General features: G+C 58.5%; 14 protein-coding genes. 4 read left to right on the top strand and 10 right to left on the bottom strand.

Translation table 11 applies throughout. The features are described from left to right. Positions 1-106: 106 nt before the first annotated feature. The 3 genes from ADN00_RS11340 to rho form a co-directional block, all read right to left on the bottom strand. Positions 107-1090, bottom strand: coding sequence for an aldo/keto reductase (locus ADN00_RS11340; RefSeq protein WP_075063105.1), 984 nt, complete (start codon positions 1088-1090; stop codon positions 107-109). Positions 1091-1192: 102 nt separating this feature from the next. After that, positions 1193-2281 carry a M23 family metallopeptidase gene (locus ADN00_RS11335; protein ID WP_075063104.1) on the bottom strand — a complete coding sequence of 363 codons (1089 nt, stop codon included), beginning with the start codon at positions 2279-2281 and terminating at the stop codon, positions 1193-1195. Positions 2282-2312: 31 nt separating this feature from the next. Continuing rightward, positions 2313-3584: a transcription termination factor Rho gene (gene rho, locus ADN00_RS11330; protein ID WP_075063103.1), complete on the bottom strand. Its 1272-nt coding sequence runs from the start codon at positions 3582-3584 to the stop codon at positions 2313-2315. A gap of 370 nt (positions 3585-3954) precedes the next feature. Here rho and ADN00_RS11325 point away from each other — a divergent pair, with 370 nt between their 5' ends. Together ADN00_RS11325 and ADN00_RS11320 are read left to right on the top strand one after the other, a co-directional pair. Continuing rightward, entirely contained in the window at positions 3955-4455 is a 501-nt protein-coding gene (locus tag ADN00_RS11325) for an HIT family protein (RefSeq protein ID WP_075063102.1), read from the top strand. Between the two features lie 132 nt (positions 4456-4587). Further along, on the top strand, positions 4588-5526 hold the full coding sequence (locus ADN00_RS11320) for a GNAT family N-acetyltransferase (protein ID WP_075063101.1): 939 nt from the start codon (positions 4588-4590) through the stop codon (positions 5524-5526). A 76-nt stretch (positions 5527-5602) separates the two neighbouring features. Here the strand turns inward: ADN00_RS11320 and gatB are convergent, their stop codons facing one another. The 4 genes from gatB to ADN00_RS11300 all read right to left on the bottom strand — a co-directional run bounded on the left by gatB (position 5603) and on the right by ADN00_RS11300 (position 9805). Then, positions 5603-7039 (bottom strand): Asp-tRNA(Asn)/Glu-tRNA(Gln) amidotransferase subunit GatB, encoded by a 1437-nt coding sequence (gatB, locus tag ADN00_RS11315; RefSeq protein WP_075063100.1) that lies wholly within the window; start codon positions 7037-7039, stop codon positions 5603-5605. Between the two features lie 94 nt (positions 7040-7133). Next, the gene (gene gatA / locus ADN00_RS11310) at positions 7134-8723 is read right to left on the bottom strand and encodes an Asp-tRNA(Asn)/Glu-tRNA(Gln) amidotransferase subunit GatA (protein WP_075063099.1); all 1590 of its coding nucleotides are present in this window, start codon (positions 8721-8723) and stop codon (positions 7134-7136) included. A gap of 5 nt (positions 8724-8728) precedes the next feature. Continuing rightward, entirely contained in the window at positions 8729-9049 is a 321-nt protein-coding gene (locus tag ADN00_RS11305; protein WP_075063098.1) for an Asp-tRNA(Asn)/Glu-tRNA(Gln) amidotransferase subunit GatC, read from the bottom strand. A 96-nt stretch (positions 9050-9145) separates the two neighbouring features. Continuing rightward, positions 9146-9805 carry an NBR1-Ig-like domain-containing protein gene (locus tag ADN00_RS11300; protein WP_075063097.1) on the bottom strand — a complete coding sequence of 220 codons (660 nt, stop codon included), beginning with the start codon at positions 9803-9805 and terminating at the stop codon, positions 9146-9148. A 208-nt stretch (positions 9806-10013) separates the two neighbouring features. Between ADN00_RS11300 and ADN00_RS11295 the strand changes: the two genes are divergently transcribed. Then, positions 10014-10835, top strand: coding sequence for a patatin-like phospholipase family protein (locus tag ADN00_RS11295; protein WP_075063096.1), 822 nt, complete (start codon positions 10014-10016; stop codon positions 10833-10835). A gap of 132 nt (positions 10836-10967) precedes the next feature. On the opposite strand, the gene ADN00_RS11290 is transcribed toward ADN00_RS11295, so the two are convergent. After that, positions 10968-11720 carry an MIP/aquaporin family protein gene (locus ADN00_RS11290; protein WP_075063095.1) on the bottom strand — a complete coding sequence of 251 codons (753 nt, stop codon included), beginning with the start codon at positions 11718-11720 and terminating at the stop codon, positions 10968-10970. Between the two features lie 317 nt (positions 11721-12037). On the opposite strand from ADN00_RS11290, the gene ADN00_RS11285 reads away from it, so the two are divergent. Continuing rightward, positions 12038-15172 (top strand): tetratricopeptide repeat protein, encoded by a 3135-nt coding sequence (locus tag ADN00_RS11285; RefSeq protein ID WP_075063094.1) that lies wholly within the window; start codon positions 12038-12040, stop codon positions 15170-15172. 9 nt (positions 15173-15181) lie between these two features. Here ADN00_RS11285 and ADN00_RS11280 read toward each other — a convergent pair whose 3' ends face one another. Next, complete coding sequence (locus tag ADN00_RS11280) at positions 15182-15649, bottom strand: nucleoside deaminase (RefSeq protein ID WP_075063093.1); 468 nt, start codon at positions 15647-15649, stop codon at positions 15182-15184. A 3-nt stretch (positions 15650-15652) separates the two neighbouring features. Then, positions 15653-17509 (bottom strand): HD domain-containing protein, encoded by a 1857-nt coding sequence (locus tag ADN00_RS11275; protein WP_075063092.1) that lies wholly within the window; start codon positions 17507-17509, stop codon positions 15653-15655. Positions 17510-17592: the final 83 nt, after the last annotated feature.

Below are 17592 nucleotides of genomic sequence, written 5' to 3'. Positions count from 1 at the left end.
AAAAGCGCATTTCAGGGAGGGATGTTTGTGTTCGGTGGGTTTCGGGGCTGCGGACTTGTGGAAATGCCAATATCCTTTTGCCCCTTCACCCACCCTACCAGCTGCTTTACCAGCGGTGGTGCACCTGGGCGCGGATATATTGGTCGTATATGGCGCGGATGGTTTGCATGGTTTCGGCGGGCAGTTCGGGCAGGTCCGCGGCGGCGGCGTTTTGCTCCACCTGGGAGGGGCGCTTCGCGCCGGGAATCGCGCAGGTTACGGCTTGATCCATCAAAATCCAACGCAGCGCGAATTGAGCCATGCTGGCGCCCTGTGGCACCAGCGGACGCAGCGCTTCCACGGCGGCCAGCCCGGTCTCATAATCCACGCCAGAGAAGGTCTCGCCGCGGTCAAAGGATTCTCCATGGCGGTTGTAATTGCGGTGGTCACTGCTTTCGAAGCTGGACTGGGGCGTGAATTTGCCGGTCAACAGGCCAGAGGCCAGCGGCACGCGCGCCAGAATGGCCACCTGGCGGCGCTGCGCTTCGCGGAAGAATAATTCAGCGGGGCGCTGACGGAATATGTTATAGATGATCTGCACGCTCTGCACCTGGGGGTATTCAATGGCTTTGAGCGCCTCTTCCACTTTTTCCACACTCACGCCGTAGTATTGAATTTTCCCCTGGCGCACCAGGTCGTCAAGCACCTCAAAAACTTCGGGGGTGTAATACACTTCGGTGGGCGGGCAGTGCAGCTGAACCAGCTCCAGGCAGTCTGTATTCAAGTTCTTCAGGCTGCGCTCCACAAAGGCGGTCAGGTTCTGGCGGTTGTAACCGCTTGCGACATGCGGGTTGAGGCGGCGGCCGGCTTTGGTGATGATGTGAAACGGCTCGGAGCGCTCTTTGCGCAGGCGCGCCATTAATCGCTCGCTGCGGCCATCGCCGTAGACATCGGCGGTGTCAAAGAGGTTGATTCCCTGATCAAGGGCGCTGTGAAGGGTGGCCAGAGACTCTTCATCGCTGACCGAGCCCCAGTCTCCACCGATGGCCCAAGCCCCAAAGCTGATGGTTGAAACCTGCCAACCAGTCCGTCCAAAGGTGCGGTATTGCATAAGGATCCTCCTGCATTTGGTCTTTTTCTATAGTGTAACATGCTGCCTTGAAATAAAAAAACAGGGCTGCTGCCAGCCCTGTTGGTTATGAGAAGTGGTTGTTTACGGCAGAACGTGCCAGGGGTTGATGAACGCGCCCATCTGGCGGATCTCAAAGTGCAGGTGAGGCCCGGTGGAATTGCCGGTGCTGCCCGCGTAGCCAATGATGTTGCCTGCCACCACATTCTGCCCGCAACTAACCGCGATGCTATCGAGGTGGGCGTACAGGGTGTGGAAACCGTTGCCGTGGTCGATCATCACCATGTTGCCGTAACCGCCGCCAATGGGGGCCGCGTAAACCACCACGCCACTGTCGGAGGCGTAAATGGGCGCGCCGGTTCCCGCGGCAATATCCAGGCCGAGATGGCCAGACCAGAAGTCGTTGCCAGAAAGGTAGTGGTTGTCGGCCGGCCAGATGAAATATCCTGAGCCTACCAGTCCGCCGCTCACGTCGCATGCGCCGGGGATGGATTTGCTCGCGCCCGCGCCTGACTTCCAAACGGTGGGCACCAGCCACTGCTGATTCTCACGCCAGCCGCCTGGGATCATTACATAGGTGCCGGGTTCGATGGTGTGTTCTTCGGCGGTCAGGTCCAGTCCGTTGCCGGGGTAGGACAAAATATCCCGCACGCTGGCTTTGTAGGTTTCAGCCACTTTTTCAAGGGTGTCGCCTTCTTTCCACTTGTAATAGATGCCATCGGTAGGCGGGATGGTTAAAACCTGGTCAATCGACAGCATGTTAGGGTTGTCGTTGAGCAGGTCATAGTTGGCCCATAACACAGTTTCGGGCTTGAGTTTATAGGATGTGGCAATGCCAAACACAGAATCACCCGAACTGACCGTGTAGGTATCGGGTGTGTTGCGGAAAGAGCTGGGAATCACCGTGTTGGTGGAGGCACTGCGCGTGATAGCCTTCTCTCCTGCCAGGGGAATGAACTCTGGCAGGGAGGCTTGCGCGCTGGTGTCTTCTGGTAAGACTTCTTCGATGTCCTGCGGAATGTCTGGAGCGGCGCTGGCAGAAATGAGCGCTGAAGGCAGCCGCTGCAGCAGCAGGAAGAGCATGAACGCGACCAATAAGACAGTAATGCCCCAGGAGAGGGGGATGATCCAGCTCGAAAACCCTTGTTTGGGCGCGCTGGAGGTCTTATTCATTTGGGTAGCTATTTTCATAATCCCCAATATACTACGAATCGGCCAGAGTCTCAAGGAATTCCATATTGGTCTTGGTTTTGGCCAATCGCTGCAGAATGGCCTCGGCGGCCACTGCCTGATCCATACCAGCCCCTTGTGGGGGAGTGGCGATCATCTGCAGGTACATGCGCCGCATGAGCCAGACGCGCTGCAGCACATCGGGGCCGAGCAGCAGCTCTTCGCGGCGGGTGGAAGATTTTTCGATGTCGATGGCGGGGAAAATGCGGCGTTCCTGCAGGCGGCGGGAGAGGTGCATTTCCATGTTGCCGGTGCCTTTGAACTCTTCATAGACGACGTCATCCAGGCGTGAGCCGGTATCTACCAGAGCGGTGGCGATGATGGTGAGGGAACCGCCTTCTTCAATGTTGCGCGCCGCGCCAAAGAAGCGTTTGGGCGGGTAAAGCGCCGAAGGGTCCATACCGCCGGACAGTGTGCGACCGGAGGGGTTGACCACCAGGTTATAGGCGCGCGCCAGACGGGTAAGCGAGTCCATCAGAATGACCACATGGCGGCCAATTTCCACCAGGCGCTTGGCGCGTTCGAGGGTCATTTCGGCCGAACGAACATGGGCGTTGACCGGCTCGTCAAAAGTGGAGGCAACCACTTCGGCTTCCACCGAACGGTCCATGTCGGTTACTTCTTCCGGGCGCTCGCCGATCAGTGAGATGATCATGTGTACGTCGGGGTAGTTGGTCGAAATCGCGTTGGCGATCTCTTTCATGATGGTCGTTTTACCGGCTTTTGGGGGGGAAACGATCATACCGCGCTGGCCGCGGCCAATGGGGGCAATGAGATTGATCAGCCGGTTGGAAAGGGCGCCGTGATCCACTTCCAGGTCGTAGCGCTGTTCCGGGAAAATGGGCGTCAGGCTTTCAAAGGTGGGCCGGCGGCGGGACTCTTCGGGGTTCTGCCCGTTGATCGTCTCCACCTTGACCAGGCCGTAGTGTCGCTCGGTATCGCGCGGTGGGCGGACATGGCCAATGACCAGGTCGCCGTTGCGCAGGCTGTGGCGGCGAAGTTGGGCTTGCGAGACGTACACATCTTCGTTGCTCACCTGATAGTTCGCGCGCAGGAACCCGATGCCTTCGTTCATAATTTCCAAAATGCCGCCGCGCACTTCAAGGCCTTCGCGGGCCGCCTCTGCCTGGCGGATTTTCACCAACAACATCTCTTTTTTTAATCGTCGCGCGTTGGGCACGTCCATCGTAGACGCGATATTGCGCAGCTCCTCCAGGGGGGCTTTTTCCAGTTCTAATATTTCCATGTTTTGGATCTCGTGAATATTTAAATTTTCGTGGGGGGTAAAATTACCCGGCCTATGTGTTTCAGGCTCAGGTATTGGGTCTTTATCTGTTTTTGTGGTCTTCGGAATTCTTAACACCTGCTTTGGTCGATATTTGCAGGTGGCTTACTATTAGCACAAGCAAGAAAGACTGACTTGGTAGCCGAATTATAGCATGCAAAAACGTTTCTCGCAAGCAAGCCTAAAAGTTTTCGTCTTTATCTGATTTGATTATACATCATCTTCTTCTTTCACAAACCCTTTTTCTCGGTTAAAATAGGGAGAAGAATCGCCGCAAGGGGGGGCAAAACGCGGGTAGTTTCTCACAACTTTGTGGTGAGGGAGCAGGCGAATGGACTATCTATGGTCTCCATGGCGGATGGATTACATTAAGAGTGATAAAACCCCACATCAATGCGTGTTTTGCGAAGCCTTAAAGCAGAACAACGATGAGGAAATGTTGATTCTGACACGAGCTGAACATTCCTTTATCATTCTCAACCGCTACCCTTATAACAACGGGCATTTGATGGTTGTGCCATACGCCCATAAAGCCACGTTGAATGAGCTGGATGCTGAAACGCGCGCTGAAATGATGGAATTGCTTTCCAAAGTGGAAAGCATGTTGAAAATGGAGTACCGCCCAGAGGGGATAAACATGGGAGTCAACATTGGGGCGGCTGCCGGTGCGGGCGTGGCAGACCATATTCACTTTCATGTGGTGCCGCGCTGGAATGGAGACGTGAATTTCATGGGTGCGGTGGCTTTAACCCGTGTGCTGCCCGAAGATTTGTGGCAAACCTACCAGCGCATGAAAAAGGCCTGGGAGGTTATCGAAGCTGGCGGCCATTAGGGGCTGGTAAAGTGGCCAGGTGAAAACTGTCTGTCTGCCCGGTGACTGGTTCACCGGGTTGCTTTTTAATCAAAGAAAGAACATTACCGCTTATCTGAAAAGAAAGCACCATTCACACTAGAGGTAAGACGATTGACAGCTTTTCAATATACTCATTTTCAACTGGATTTTCTGCCCGCGATCGCCGAGCTGCAGCACCAACGCGCTGACGCGGGTTTAGCGGACGTCGGTTTTTTGCTTTCACCGGGGTTTGAGGAGGGCAGAAACATCTGCGTGGCGTTTGACCAAGCCGGGAAACTGGCCGGGTACGCGTCGATCTTGCCACATTCATTATCGGCTCAATGGGGCGGGGCGCAGGTGCTGCGTTTCGATCTGGCTGCCCGTAAGGGTTTGGATCAGGAGCAAGCCTTGAAGGACGGCTTTCTGGATTGGGCGCGCAGCCGAGCGGGTGAGTTATGCCCAGCGGACGGCACCCCACAGCCGGTGCTGATGGCTCGGCTGGACGCCGGCAACCTCGCGGCGGTTGACTATTTATCTGCGCGCGGTTTTGCTTACATGGAAAGTGAATATACCCTGTGCCGAGATCTGGGGGTGTGGGTTGTGGATTACGCGCCCCCCGCGGGTATTGAGGTGCGCGCCTGGCGCATGCCATCGCAAGCTGATAAGGAAACCTATCTTGCGGCTTACCAACAGGTGTTTGCCGGGAGTACGTTCTGCATGGACGACCTGGAGAATTTCTGCCGTTCGGAAATGTGGATGGCGGGAACGACTTTCTCGGCTTTTGCGGGTGAGCAGCTGGTGGGCAGTGTGATGGCTTGTTATGACCCCAATTTGAAACGCAACGCGGAACGGGTTGGGTTGATTGAACATGTGTTTGTGCTGGATGGGGAACGCGGGCGCGGGATTGGCAGCGCGATGCTGGGGCAGGCGCTGTTGTACCTGAAGCAGCGCGGTCTGCGCCGCGCCCAGGTGGACCTGACGGCCAGCTCGCCGGAGGCTGTATGCTTTTTTGAGTCGGCTGGTTTTGAATTGGAGCGGGAAGAAGTTTTTTTGTGCCTGCAGGTTAAGTAAAGCGTAATCGAAAGAATGAAAAAGAGCTGCTGATCGTTCGCGTCAGCAGCTCTTTATTCTTGTGTCAAGCGGGATGTCAGGATTTTAGCAGCTCTTCCATAATGGCGCGGGCAAGCTGCGGGTTGGCTTTACCGCGCATGCTGCGCATCACCTGGCCGACAAACCAGCCGATAAGAGTCTCTTTACCGGCTTTATACGATTCTACTTCACCCGGATTGGCAGCCACAATCTCGGCGCAGGCTTTGCGAATTTCGCTGTCATCGCTGACCTGCCCCAGCCCTTCTTCTTTGACCAGGTCCGCCGGAGATTTACCGGTCTCTTCGACTTTGGTGATCAGTTTTTTGCCGGTATTCAGGTTGATGGTGCGCGCGTCAACCAGTTTGAGGATTTCGGCCAGGAAAGCGGGCTGCAAACGGGTCTGTTCGGCGCTGATGCCGCGGTCATTCAGCATGCGCAGCACATCATTCATCAGGATATTGGAAACCTTCTTGGGGTCGCCGCCGTAGGCTTTGACGGCGCTTTCAAAATATTCTGACAGGCTGCGCTCGCTGGTGAGCACTTCGGCGTCGTATTCGGGCAGTTGGTATTCGGCGATAAAACGCTGGCGGCGCTGGAGGGGCAGCTCAGGGAAGCTTGCCAGAATGCGCTGCTTCCAGGCCTCGTCCAGGTAGATGGGCAGCAGGTCGGGCTCGCGGAAGTAGCGATAATCGGCTTCGGTCTCTTTGCTGCGCATCACAGTCAATCGTTTTTTGGCGTCGTCCCAATCGAGGGTCCAGGGTTTGATGGTGCCACCGGCTTCCACCTCGCGGATCTGGCGCTCCACTTCTTTGAGGATGGCTTCGCGCACCGCGTCAATGGAGTTGACGTTCTTGATTTCGGTTTTCGTGTTGAGGTGGGTGGCGCATTTGGGGCGAATGGACACGTTGGCGTCACAGCGCAGGTGGCCTTTTTCCATGTCCGCTTCGGAGACGCCCAGCCAGCGCAGCAATTGGCGCAGGCGGGTAAGGTATTGGGCGGCCTCATCGGCGGAGCGCAGGTCGGGTTTGGTGACCATTTCCACCAGGGGAACACCGCAGCGGTTAAAGTCGATCAGCCGCCGGCCATGCTCGTTTTTGGTTTTACCGGCGTCTTCTTCCAGATGCAGCTTTTCAATCCCCACGCGGCGGGTGGAGCCGTCAGGCATGGGCAGATCGAGGTAGCCGCCTTTGGCGATGGGCTGGTCATACTGCGAAATCTGGTAGCCTTTGGGCAGGTCGGGGTAGAAATAGTTTTTGCGATCGAAGAAAGAGACGGGCTGAGGCTGGGCATTCATGGCGGTGGCCAGCAGCACGGCTTTTTCCACGGCAGTTTTATTCATCACCGGCAGTACACCCGGCTGCCCGGTACACACCGGGCAAATATTGGTGTTGGGGGCGTCTTCCCAGGAATCGGCTTTGCAGGCGCAAAAGATTTTGGTTTGCGTGTTGAGTTGAATGTGGGTTTCTAGCCCGATCACGACTTCATATTCCGTCATAAGTCTGCATCTCTCCTGGTATGGATGAGTGAATGTTTCCTTCCGTCTGGAGCGACCCGCTGAAAGGTGAGCTCCAATATTGCCTTGAGACCGGTCAGGCGCGCAGCACCTGCGGTCTGGCTTTGCGCCATTCGTCCGCGGCGGTGGCTTGCTCAAAGGCGCGGCCGGCGCGCAGCAGGGCGGCTTCGCTGAAGTCGGGGCCGAGCAGTTGAATACCCACCGGCAGCCCTTCGCCATCCAGCCCGGCGGGAATGGAGATACCCGGCACGCCGGCATGGTTGGCCGGCACAGTGAGCTGGTCGGCGTACTGCATCAGCACTGAGTCGCCGTAGACATCACCGATGGGGAAAGCGGTGGTTGGTGTGGTGGGGGTGAGCAGGGCGTCCAGGCGGTACGCGCCGTGGGGGTCAAAGGCCTGGTCGTAGTCGCGGCGGATGAGGGTGCGCACGCGCAGGGCGCGGTTGTAGTACTGCTCGCTGTATTGGGCGGCTGAGACGTACATCCCCATCAGGATGCGCAGCTTGGGCTGCGGGCCAAACCCTTCGGCGCGCGACTGGCGGTAGAGTTCGGATAGTTCGTTGGTGGCGGCGGCGGTGCGGTGCCCATATTTGACGCCGTCGTAGCGGTGCAGGTTCGAGGCAGCCTCCACGCGGCTGATGACGAAGTAGGCCGGGATACCGTAGCGCGTATTCGGCATGGGCACGTCTTCCACAATTTCTGCGCCCAGGTTGGCGTAGAGCTGAGCGGCGCGCAGGGTGGCGGCTTCAATTTCGGGGGGCAGGGGGCGGGCTTCATATTCGCCGGTTTCGGCGTCAATGAAGGCGATTTTCATGTAATCAGGAGAAAGGCCTATCCGCATGCCTTTGACGCCCTTCTCCAGGGCGGCCAGGTAATCTTCCACCGGAACGGCGGCCGTGGTGGCGTCTCGCGCGTCGACACCGGCGATGGTTTGCAGCATCATGGCCGCGTCGCGGGTGTCGCGCGCCACCGGGCCGGGGCAGTCCAGCGAGGATCCAAAAGCGATCAGCCCGTAGCGCGAGACGCGCCCATAAGTGGGCTTGAGGCCGACCACGCCGCAGAAGGCGGCGGGCTGGCGGATGGAGCCGGCGGTGTCGGTGCCGAGAGAAAGGGGCGCTTCGCCGGCGGCTACCGAGGCGGTGCTGCCGCCCGAACTGCCGCCCGGCACGCGGCTGGTGTTCCACGGGTTGCGCGGATGGGGTTGAAAGGCGGATGACTCGTTGGACGAGCCGTAGGTAAATTCATCCAGGTTGACCTTGCCCAGCATGAGCGCGCCGGCGGCCTGCATGCGCTCGACTGCCGTGGCGGTGTAGGGGGCGGTGTAATTGGCCAGAATGCGCGAGGCGGCCGTGGAGGGGGTGCCTTCGACACAGAAGATGTCTTTCACGGTGAAGGGCACGCCAGCCAGGGGGCCAGGGTCTTCTCCGGCGGCCAGTTTGCGGTCTACTTCGGCGGCCTGGGCCAGGGCGCGCCCGGCGGTGAGGGTGATGAAAGCGTGCACGCGCTGGCGGTCTTCGTCGCTCAGGTCGGCGCTATCCAGACTACCAGGGCGGCCGTCGACCGCTTCCACGCGCTTCAGGTGCGCCTGAACAATTTCCACGGCGGAGGTTTGGCCCTGCCGCAGCAGTTGGGTCAATTCGTAAGCAGATCGGTCACAAAGTTCCATGTTGGTTAATCCAGCTTTTTGTGGGGAATTTCAGGGACAATAATGTAGCCGTCTTCAAACTGCGGCGCTTGAGCGATGATGCGCTCTACCGCAGGTGAGGGCTGCCACTGGTCTTCACGCAGGGGTTGGCGCAGCTCTGCCGGGTAAGGCACGCCGTGTGAGGTGATTTGCAGGCCGGTATCCAGCGGAATGGATTCCAGCTCGTGAATGGCAGCCAGTTGCAGATTCAACTGCTGGCGCAGGTATTCGGATTCCTGGGCGTCTAAGCGCAGGGCGGCCAGCTCAACCAGCCGCTCAAATACTTCAGGAGAAATTTCATTTTTCATGCGTGGAACTCCTGGATTGAATTGATCTATGCTGGATTTTAACACAAACTGGCGCGGGTGGCTTGCCCCGCGCCAGATCGATTCGACCAGCAATCCCTATTGAACACGGAAGGAGAAGGTCATGGTGTAAAAGGTTTTTCCGTCTTCGTCCACCAGTTTCCAAGCCAGGGAATAGCTGCCTTTTTCGTTGGGAGCAGCCATATCCACAATAAAATCGTAGCGCTCACCGGGGCTCACATCTTCCCGCAGCGCATACTCGTCGTATTTATGGATCTCTTGACCGCTGGAATAGCGGAAGGTATAGTCATCTTTATCCCAGGTGTTGGTGCCGTTGTTTTCCACCTTCCAGACCATGTCAAATTCCTGGCCAGGTGAAAGCACCGCGCCATCGGGAGGGTTTTGCGAGATCAGCCGCGCCTGGTTGGGACCGGGTGTGGGCGTCGATGTAGCCAGCGGTGTAGGGGTCGGCGAAGGCGTCCAGGTAGCAACGGTGAAGCGTGTGGCGGTAGGCAATGGAGTAGAAGAGGGCGCCAGAGTGGGCATGATTAACGCGCTAACCGTGGCCGTCCAGGTTGGGGGCAGGCTGCGTTGCGTGGGTGTGGCGGAGGGCAGCTCGATGGTGGGCGGCAGCTCGGGCGGCGGAAACGGATTCAACGCGCTGCTGGGGTTAATCAGAATCTGGGCAAAAACCAGCACCAGACCAATTAATGCCAGCAGGCCAACAACGGATAGAATATCCCAAATGGAGACTTTCATCGGGCCTCCTTTCTCCCCTGAATGGATTCAGAATGATTGCGTGTATACGAAGTAACTGCTCTTTGTTGAGTATATACGAGATTAAACAACGGAGCAAGACGCGCAAGGCTCTGCAACTCTAACTTAACAACTTCGTAAATAGATATGAAACATTTGAGGCGTTTACAGGTTGACATACTGCTATCATAGAAAAAAGGATGTACTGACAATGCAGATCTTTCAATGGTTTGATCAGCGAAAAAAAGAGCTATTCAAGAAAAAGCCGCAAAATGTCGCCCTGGTGTTAAGCGGTGGCGCGACGCGCGGCGCGGCGCATATTGGCGTGCTGCAAGTTTTAGAGCGGGAAGGAATTACCCCCACCATTGTTGCAGGCAACAGCGCCGGTTCGATTGTGGGCGCGGCTTACGCGGCCGGGGTGCCGGCGGATGAGATGAGCGAAATTTTTCACCGTCTGGACTGGGGGATGCTGGCGCGCCCGGCGCGTTGGGGGGCGGGCGGGTTGTTCACCAGCCGGCCCATGGAAGTGTTTATTGAGCAAAAGATCGGGCAGATCACCTTTGAAGAGCTGCCGCGCAAGCTGGCGGTGGTGGCCTGCGATATTGTGACCGGAGAGCGGGTGGTGTTGAACGAAGGTTCGGTGGCACGCGCGGTGCGCGCCAGTTCGGCGGTGCCGGGCTTGTTCAAGCCGGTGGAGATTGGCGACCGGTTGCTGGTGGACGGCGGCGTGGTGGAGAATTTTCCGGTTTCGCTGGCGCTGGAGATGGGCGCGGATTATATCATCGGAGTGAATGTGACCATCACCGATCACTACGGAGCGCGGCCCAGCAACTTCATCCAGACCTTGATCGCGGCCAACAGCATTCGCGGCCGTATGATTTTGCCGGAACGGGAAAAGATCAATTGCCTGATCGAGCCGGATTTGCGGGCGTTTTCTGCGTGGGATTTTGAACATTCGCGCGAAATGGAAATTGCCGGGCGCATTGCCGCCGAGAAGGCTTTGCCTCAACTATGCAGTGATTTAGGATTGTAAAAAAGTAACAACAACACAAGCAGGGCGCCCTCAGACGCCCTGCTCGCTTTTATGGGTGACCGGATCATTGAACCCGTGTCGGAGATGAGCCCATGAAAGCCAGAATAACCAGAACCTGCTTACTCCCCCTGCTTATTTTTTGCCAAAGAACAGATCGTACAGGTAACCACCCACGGGGGCAGCCACCATGGGAATGAGCACTGGCGGCAGCAGCCAGTAGATGCCGTCAAACAGACCTTTGGTTCCGGCGAGCAAACCGAAGAGGCGCGGACCAAGATCGCGGGCGGGGTTGATGGAATATCCGCTTGGGCCGCCGAGACAGAGACCAATCACCAAAACGATACCGCCAACGATGAAGGGTCCCAGATTGCTGATGGAAGCGTTGCGGGAATCGCCTACGGCCAGCACACCCCACATCAGGATGACGGTGCCGAAGAACTCAGCCACGCAGGCGGTGAGCAGGGAATAGCTGCCCAGCGCTCCGCTGCTGTCTCCACCCCAGAAGGTGTTGCCAAAAACGGAACCCGGCCCGGTAGACCAGACATTGGGCATGCCGGCAGCAATGAGGCCGTCGCGGTAGACCAGATAGACCGCCACAGCGCCCAGAAACGCGCCGATGAACTCGGCCAGGATGATGGGCAGCAGTTTTGACCAGGGGGTCTGGCCGCGAACGGCCATCGCGAAGGTAACCGCGGGGTTGTTATCGGCGCCGGCGATGACCCCGGCCGCGATAACCGCGAAGGCCCAGCCGAGGGTGATGGTATTCCAGTTGTAGGCAGAGCCGGCCAGGCGTGGGGCCAGGCCAACGTTGGCAACAACACCGTCGCCCAGAATGATTAAAACAAATGTGCTTACGACGACTGCGATGAATTCTTTGGGTTTCATCTCGTCAAATCTCTCCTTTCAACGTGTGGTGAATTAGACCTTTGCAACCGTGCGCGCTACGAAGACTGGCAGAATAAAATGGATGGAATCCTGGCTCACAAAATCCTGTACTGAAAAATTGGTGGGGCTCATCTGGGTCACCTGGGTTTGCTCAAGCTTGTGAGCAGTATTGGATATTTGTATAATAGGCGTATCGCCTTGGAGGCTGTCCGGGAAAAGTCTGATTTTTGTCTAATTTTTCTTTTGCAGTCGATCCCATCTGTTTTTTGTAGAAAAGCGAGCGGCCTGTGTTTAGAGTGGGGAGTACCAACGATCATTTGGGAATCGACCCCGTCTGCGTCCGGCAGGCGCTGCGCGACTGGGCGTCGCTGAAATTATTGGGGGAAAATCCGGCGGCGAAAACAGAACTGGTTTCTCAACATCAGGAAAAATGCGGATATTCCGATACCTGCGCCGGCCGGGGACTGGCGCTGCGTGAGGTGCTGCAAGAGGCGTTGGTGACGCTGCAACCTGAGCCTGCCGCGCCGGTTCTGGAAGACAAGCGCTGGCGGCCGTATCTGATTCTATCCGAGCAGTTTCAAAAAGGACGCAGCCCCGATTGGTTGTGCGAGCAGTTTCATATTTCCCGCGCCACCTATTACCTGGAGCAGCAGCGCGCCCTGGAAATGCTGACCGGTGTGTTGCAAAGCCGGCAGGAGAAAGCTGCCGCGGAGCAGGCACAAAGGAGGCCGGCTTTGTGGGACTTCCGCCCGGCGAGCCGCGCGCAGGTGTTTATGGTCCCGTCGCGAGCGGCTCAACCGCTGTTGGGGCGCGAGGAGCTGATTGATACATTAAAACGCAGCCTTTTTGACCGCCGCGCGGCCAGGGCGGCTGCCCTGCACGGCCTGCCGGGTTCGGGCAAGACGTCTCTGGCGGTGGAACTGGCGTATGACCCGGCGGTGCGTAAGGAGTTTGCAGACGGTGTTTTGTGGGCCGGGTTAGGGCAGCACCCCAACTTGACGGCGCTGATGGGCGCCTGGGCTGCCGAGCTGGGTATCCCGGCGGATACGGCGGCCAGCCGCAGTGGTTTGGAAGAGCGCGCCGCGATGATCCGCGCCGCGATTGGGCTGCGGCGGTTCTTGATTGTGATTGATGATGCCTGGCAGATCGACGCGGCGCTGGGGTTAAAGGCGGGCGGCCCCAACTGCGCTTACCTGCTGACCACGCGGCACGCCAGCCTGGCGGTGGAATTTGCCGGGACGCGCGCGTTCCGGATTGAGGAGCTTGGCCGGGAAGACGGAATGGCGTTGTTGAAGTGGTTTGCCCCCGCAGCCTTTGCGGCCAATCCACAGGCGGCTGAGGACCTGGTCGTCTCAGTGGGGGCTTTGCCGCTGGCATTGGTGCTGATGGGTTCTTACCTGCAGGTGCAGAGCGCCCACGACCAGCCGCGGCGCATTCAACAGGCATTGGAGTTTCTGCGCCAGCAACAGGCATATTATCAGCTGCAGCGTTCTCAATCTCCGCTGGAAGCGCACCCCGGCCTGCCGCTGGGGGAGCCGGAATCGCTGCATGCGGTGATTGGGCTGAGCGAGGCGGCCCTGCCGCCCGGCGCGCAGCAGGTTTTCTACGGGCTGGCGCTGTTTCCCTCCAAGCCAAACACCTTCAGCGAGCAGGCCGCTCTGGCGGTGTGCGCCTGCTCTACCGCGGACCTGGACGCGCTGGTGGACAGCGGGCTGTTGGAGCCGGTTCTGGATGACCGCTACCGCATGCACCAGGCGATTTCTGATTACGCGCGGCAGAAAGCCCCGGGCGCCGAAGCGGTAAAGCGCATGGTGGAGTATTATCTCGCCTGGGCCTCCGCGGCGCCCAATTCTCTGGCGAAGTTAGACCTGGAGATTTCCAACATTGCCGAAAGCTGCCGCCTGGCCTTTCAGCAGGGTATTCACGCGGAAGCCATTCGCCTGGTGACGGTGTTCTTTGCGTTTCTGGAAGTGCGCGGTTTGTATGACCTGGCCGGCAGTCTGCTGGAGGACGCGCTGTCAGCGGCTGGCAACCGCGATGATTTGGAAACGCAGGCCGACATACTGTTAAAAATGGGCGATATTGAAGTGCGGCGCGGGCAGTTTTGCAGCGCTTCGAGCCATCTTGAACAGGCGGTGAGCATTTCGCATGAGAAAGGCCTGCGCGAGATGGAGGCCAGGGGGTTATTCCACCTGGGGATGGCCAAGTTGTATGCCGGTGAGATTTCGTTGGGGTTTGCGGTGCTCAACCAGGCACTGGCACTGGCGCGGCAGGTGGAGGATGCATTGCTGCAGTGTTTTGATTTGAACGGTCTGGGGTTTGCCTGCCAGGAAACCGCTCAATTTGGCGCGGCCCGCGCCTATTTGAAGGAAGCGCTGGATCTGGCGCGGGATGAACATTTGCCGCGCGGTTTGGGCTGGGCTCATCAAAACCGCTGCATGCTGGAGATTCAAAGCGGGCAGTACGAGCTGGCGCGCGACGACAGCCGCGCCTGCGTGCAGGTATACCAGGCAATTGGCGACCGGCGGGGAACGGCCTGGCAGATGTACCATGAAGGACGAATTGACCGGCATTGGGGTGATTATGACAGCGCCGCCCTGCGCTTTGAGACGGCCTTGCGCCAGTTGGAGGAATTGGGTGATGGCATGGGCGAGGGGTTCTGCCTGCACAATTTGGGGCTGCTGAAGGCTGAACGCGGAGAATGGCTTTCTGCCTGGGAGGACTACCGCAACGCGCAGCGCATTTTTGAATCGATTGGCTGCCAAAGTGGAATTGCCCAGTGCCTGCACAGCCTGGCCCTTTTGCAGCGAAAAAGCGGCAGCCCGCGCGCGGCGATTCCGCTGCTGGAAAGAGCCATGGAAATGCGCGAGCAAATTTCTTTCCGGCGCGGGGTGGGTGTGTCGCTGGGGATATACGCCCTCTGCCTGTACGAAAGCGGGCAGTTGATCCCGGCGTTTGAATGCGCCGAGCGGGCAGTGGCGCTGTTCCGCCGCTTAGAAATTCCCGCCAACCTTGCCAGCGCCCTGGTCTATTGGGGGCGCATGCAAATGGAACACGGCAATCCGGTTGAGGCCGCGTCGGTATTCAAAGAGGCTTTACAGGTGCGTCTTGAAATTCACCAGCCCCACCTGCTGCTGGAGCCGCAGGTCGGGCTGGCGGCCAGCGCTCTGCTACAGGGGCGGCGGGAACTGGCCTGGCAGGCGTGCGAGGATGCCTGGCTGACCTTTAACAAGCTGCAAGCAGGCGGTTTGCAGGTAATGGACCATCCTGGCTGGGTGTGCTTGCATTTGGGAAAAACAATGAGGGCATTGGGCTTTGCGGAACGCGCGCAGGCGGTGTGGCAGTGGGGCAAGAAAGCGATTCGCGAACAGGCCGAGCGACTGCCGCCAGACGCAGACGCCGCTACCTACCTGAAGAAAAATGTGGAAAACCGGGTGCTGCTGGCGCTGTGAGCGGGAAGCCTATTCGGCCTGCCAGAAGCCCAGGTGCGGTTGAATGGCTTCTTCTTCGAGCAGGGGACCCAGCACTTTCACCGGACGCGCGCCGCGGGCGAAGACCTCGCGGCAGGGCAGGGCCAGCCCGCCGCCGCTCAGATCGTAGAGGGCCTCTTCAGAGCAGGCATAAACCACGCGCGGGATTCCCGCCCAATAGATCGCGCCGCTGCACATGGGGCAGGGTTCGGTGCTGGTGTAGAGCGTGGCCTGAGCGAGCACGTCCGGGGGGATCTGCTGCTGCGCCAGGCGCACCAGGTTGAGTTCGGCATGCTGGGTTACGTCCGCGCCGGTGATGACGGTGTTCTCCGCGCGCGCGAGGATGTCTCCGTTTAGCGCCAGCAGCGCGCCGAAGGGGTGGTTGCCGTGCGCGCGGGCCGCGGCCGCCAGGGCAATGGCTTCGCGCAGGCAGGTCAGGTCTTGAGGGGTGAGGGGCATGGCCTAAACAATCTCCAAAGACTTAAACACATAGCCGGAATCCTGGTAGGACTGATACAGTTCGGTTTTGGAGTCGGGGGTGAGGTTTTGGATCACCAGACGCAGCATAAAGCCGCCGTCGGGGGTGGTGATGTTGTACGAGAGCAGAATGTTGCCGCCCACTTTGGATACCAGCCCGGCCAGCTTGGCCAGCACGCCGGGTTTGTGGCTGCGTTTGTCGGCCAGCAGGTTGATGGTGGTCCAACCCAGCGAATCGCGGTTGATATCGGTCTGACAGAGCTTGTTGTCCACATCCTCCATGCGAATGGCACCAGAACCAACCGAGGTGTACAGGTCTTCCAGGCTGGCGCAGCCCAGCAGGGCGAGCAAGTTATCCACTTTTTCGGGCGCCAGCGACTGCACGTCGGCCAGGTCAAAAATGCCGTGATCGGCCAGAACCGGCTTGAGAATCTCGCGGCCGTGTTCCGCTGATTTGCGCAGGGCTTCGGTGGCCAGAATGATGCGCAGCAGGCGCGCGGTGGAGAGGTTGGCAAAGTTCAGCCATTCGGGGCTGGGTTTGAGGCGCGGCCCAGAGGTGATGACCTCGACCACGTCGCCGGGCTTGACTTTATCGGAGAGCATGGCCAGGTTGTTGTTGACTTCCACGGCGCTGATCTTGTCCAGCAGGAATTCCTGTTGAATGGACGCCACCGCGTCGAGGACGGACGAGCCTTCTTCCACAAAGCGCGCCCCGCCGGTGGGCGTGAGAATTTCCACCGGGCGGTAGCGGCTGATATCTTTGCCGTTGCGCAGGGCGTAGACAACGCCCCAGGTGTTCTCGCCTTCCATTTCTTCGGTGGCGATGGCAAATTCAATCGCGCCCAGGTCTGGCAGGTAAGCGGTGATTTGCAGGGCCTGGTAGCCGTTTTGCGGGCAGGCGATGTAATCATCGAAGCGGCTGTGGTCGAGATAGGGGCCGAAAAAGCGATTGACCTCGGCCATGAGCAGGTAACAGTCTTCCACGTTGTTGCTGGAGACCACCATGCGAAAACTGACCAGGTCGTTCAGATCGGCAAAAGAGTTCATGCTGGTTTTGCGCCCGCGCGCCATGCGGCGCAGTTTCTGCCAGGCCTGCCAATAGCCATTGACGGATAACTGGACGTTGCCTTCCACTCCGCTGCGTTCCATAATTTTGGCAAGCTGGTCGATCATGGTGTTGAGAAATTCCAGGTCGAGGCGCAGGTCTGAGTCGATGGCTTCGCGCACAAATTTGTAGGCGTCGCAATAGGCGTGGGGGAAGGCCATGTCTTCTATCCAGCGCCGCCAGCGGTAGCAGTTGAGAATGCCGGCCAGCTTGCCGTAGGCGCGGATGGCTTCGGTGGCTTTTTCAATTCGTTTGCCTTCGGGCATGTGCTCGAGGGTGAGCAGATTATGGCTTTTGTCGGCTAGTTTGACGAGAAAGACGCCGGGATCGCGGAACATGGCGATTTTGCGCAGGGTTTCAATCTCGCGCGAGCGGCCATCCCGCGGGCGGCTGAGTTTGGTTACGCCGTCAACGATGTAGGCCACCTGCTCGCCCAGCATGCCGGGGAATCGGGCGCGGATCTGGTCGAGGCTCTCGCCGGTGTCTTCCACGGCGTCATGCAGCAGGGCGGCTATCGTCCAGGCCTCGTTTTGGACGAGGTTATCAATGAAACCCGCCACCCACACGCAGTGCGTGTCGAAATAAGGTTCGCCGCTCATGCGCTTCTGATCGCCGTGCAGCTCTTTTCCCCAGCGGTAGGCGTCGGCGATGGCTTCGGTGCGCGGGATAAACTCTCCGGGGTTGAATTCATCTGCCAGGGCAGGGCGGACCGCTTCGATCCGCGTAACCGTTACCATATAATGAACCTCCTGCGGTTTGGGAACCCACTTCAATACCAGTATTGTTGAAAATATACTCTATTGTACCTAAAATCAGGCGG

Source organism: Ornatilinea apprima (genome assembly GCF_001306115.1).
Taxonomy (GTDB): domain Bacteria; phylum Chloroflexota; class Anaerolineae; order Anaerolineales; family Anaerolineaceae; genus Ornatilinea; species Ornatilinea apprima.
This window is presented reverse-complemented; position numbering and strand designations above follow the sequence as displayed.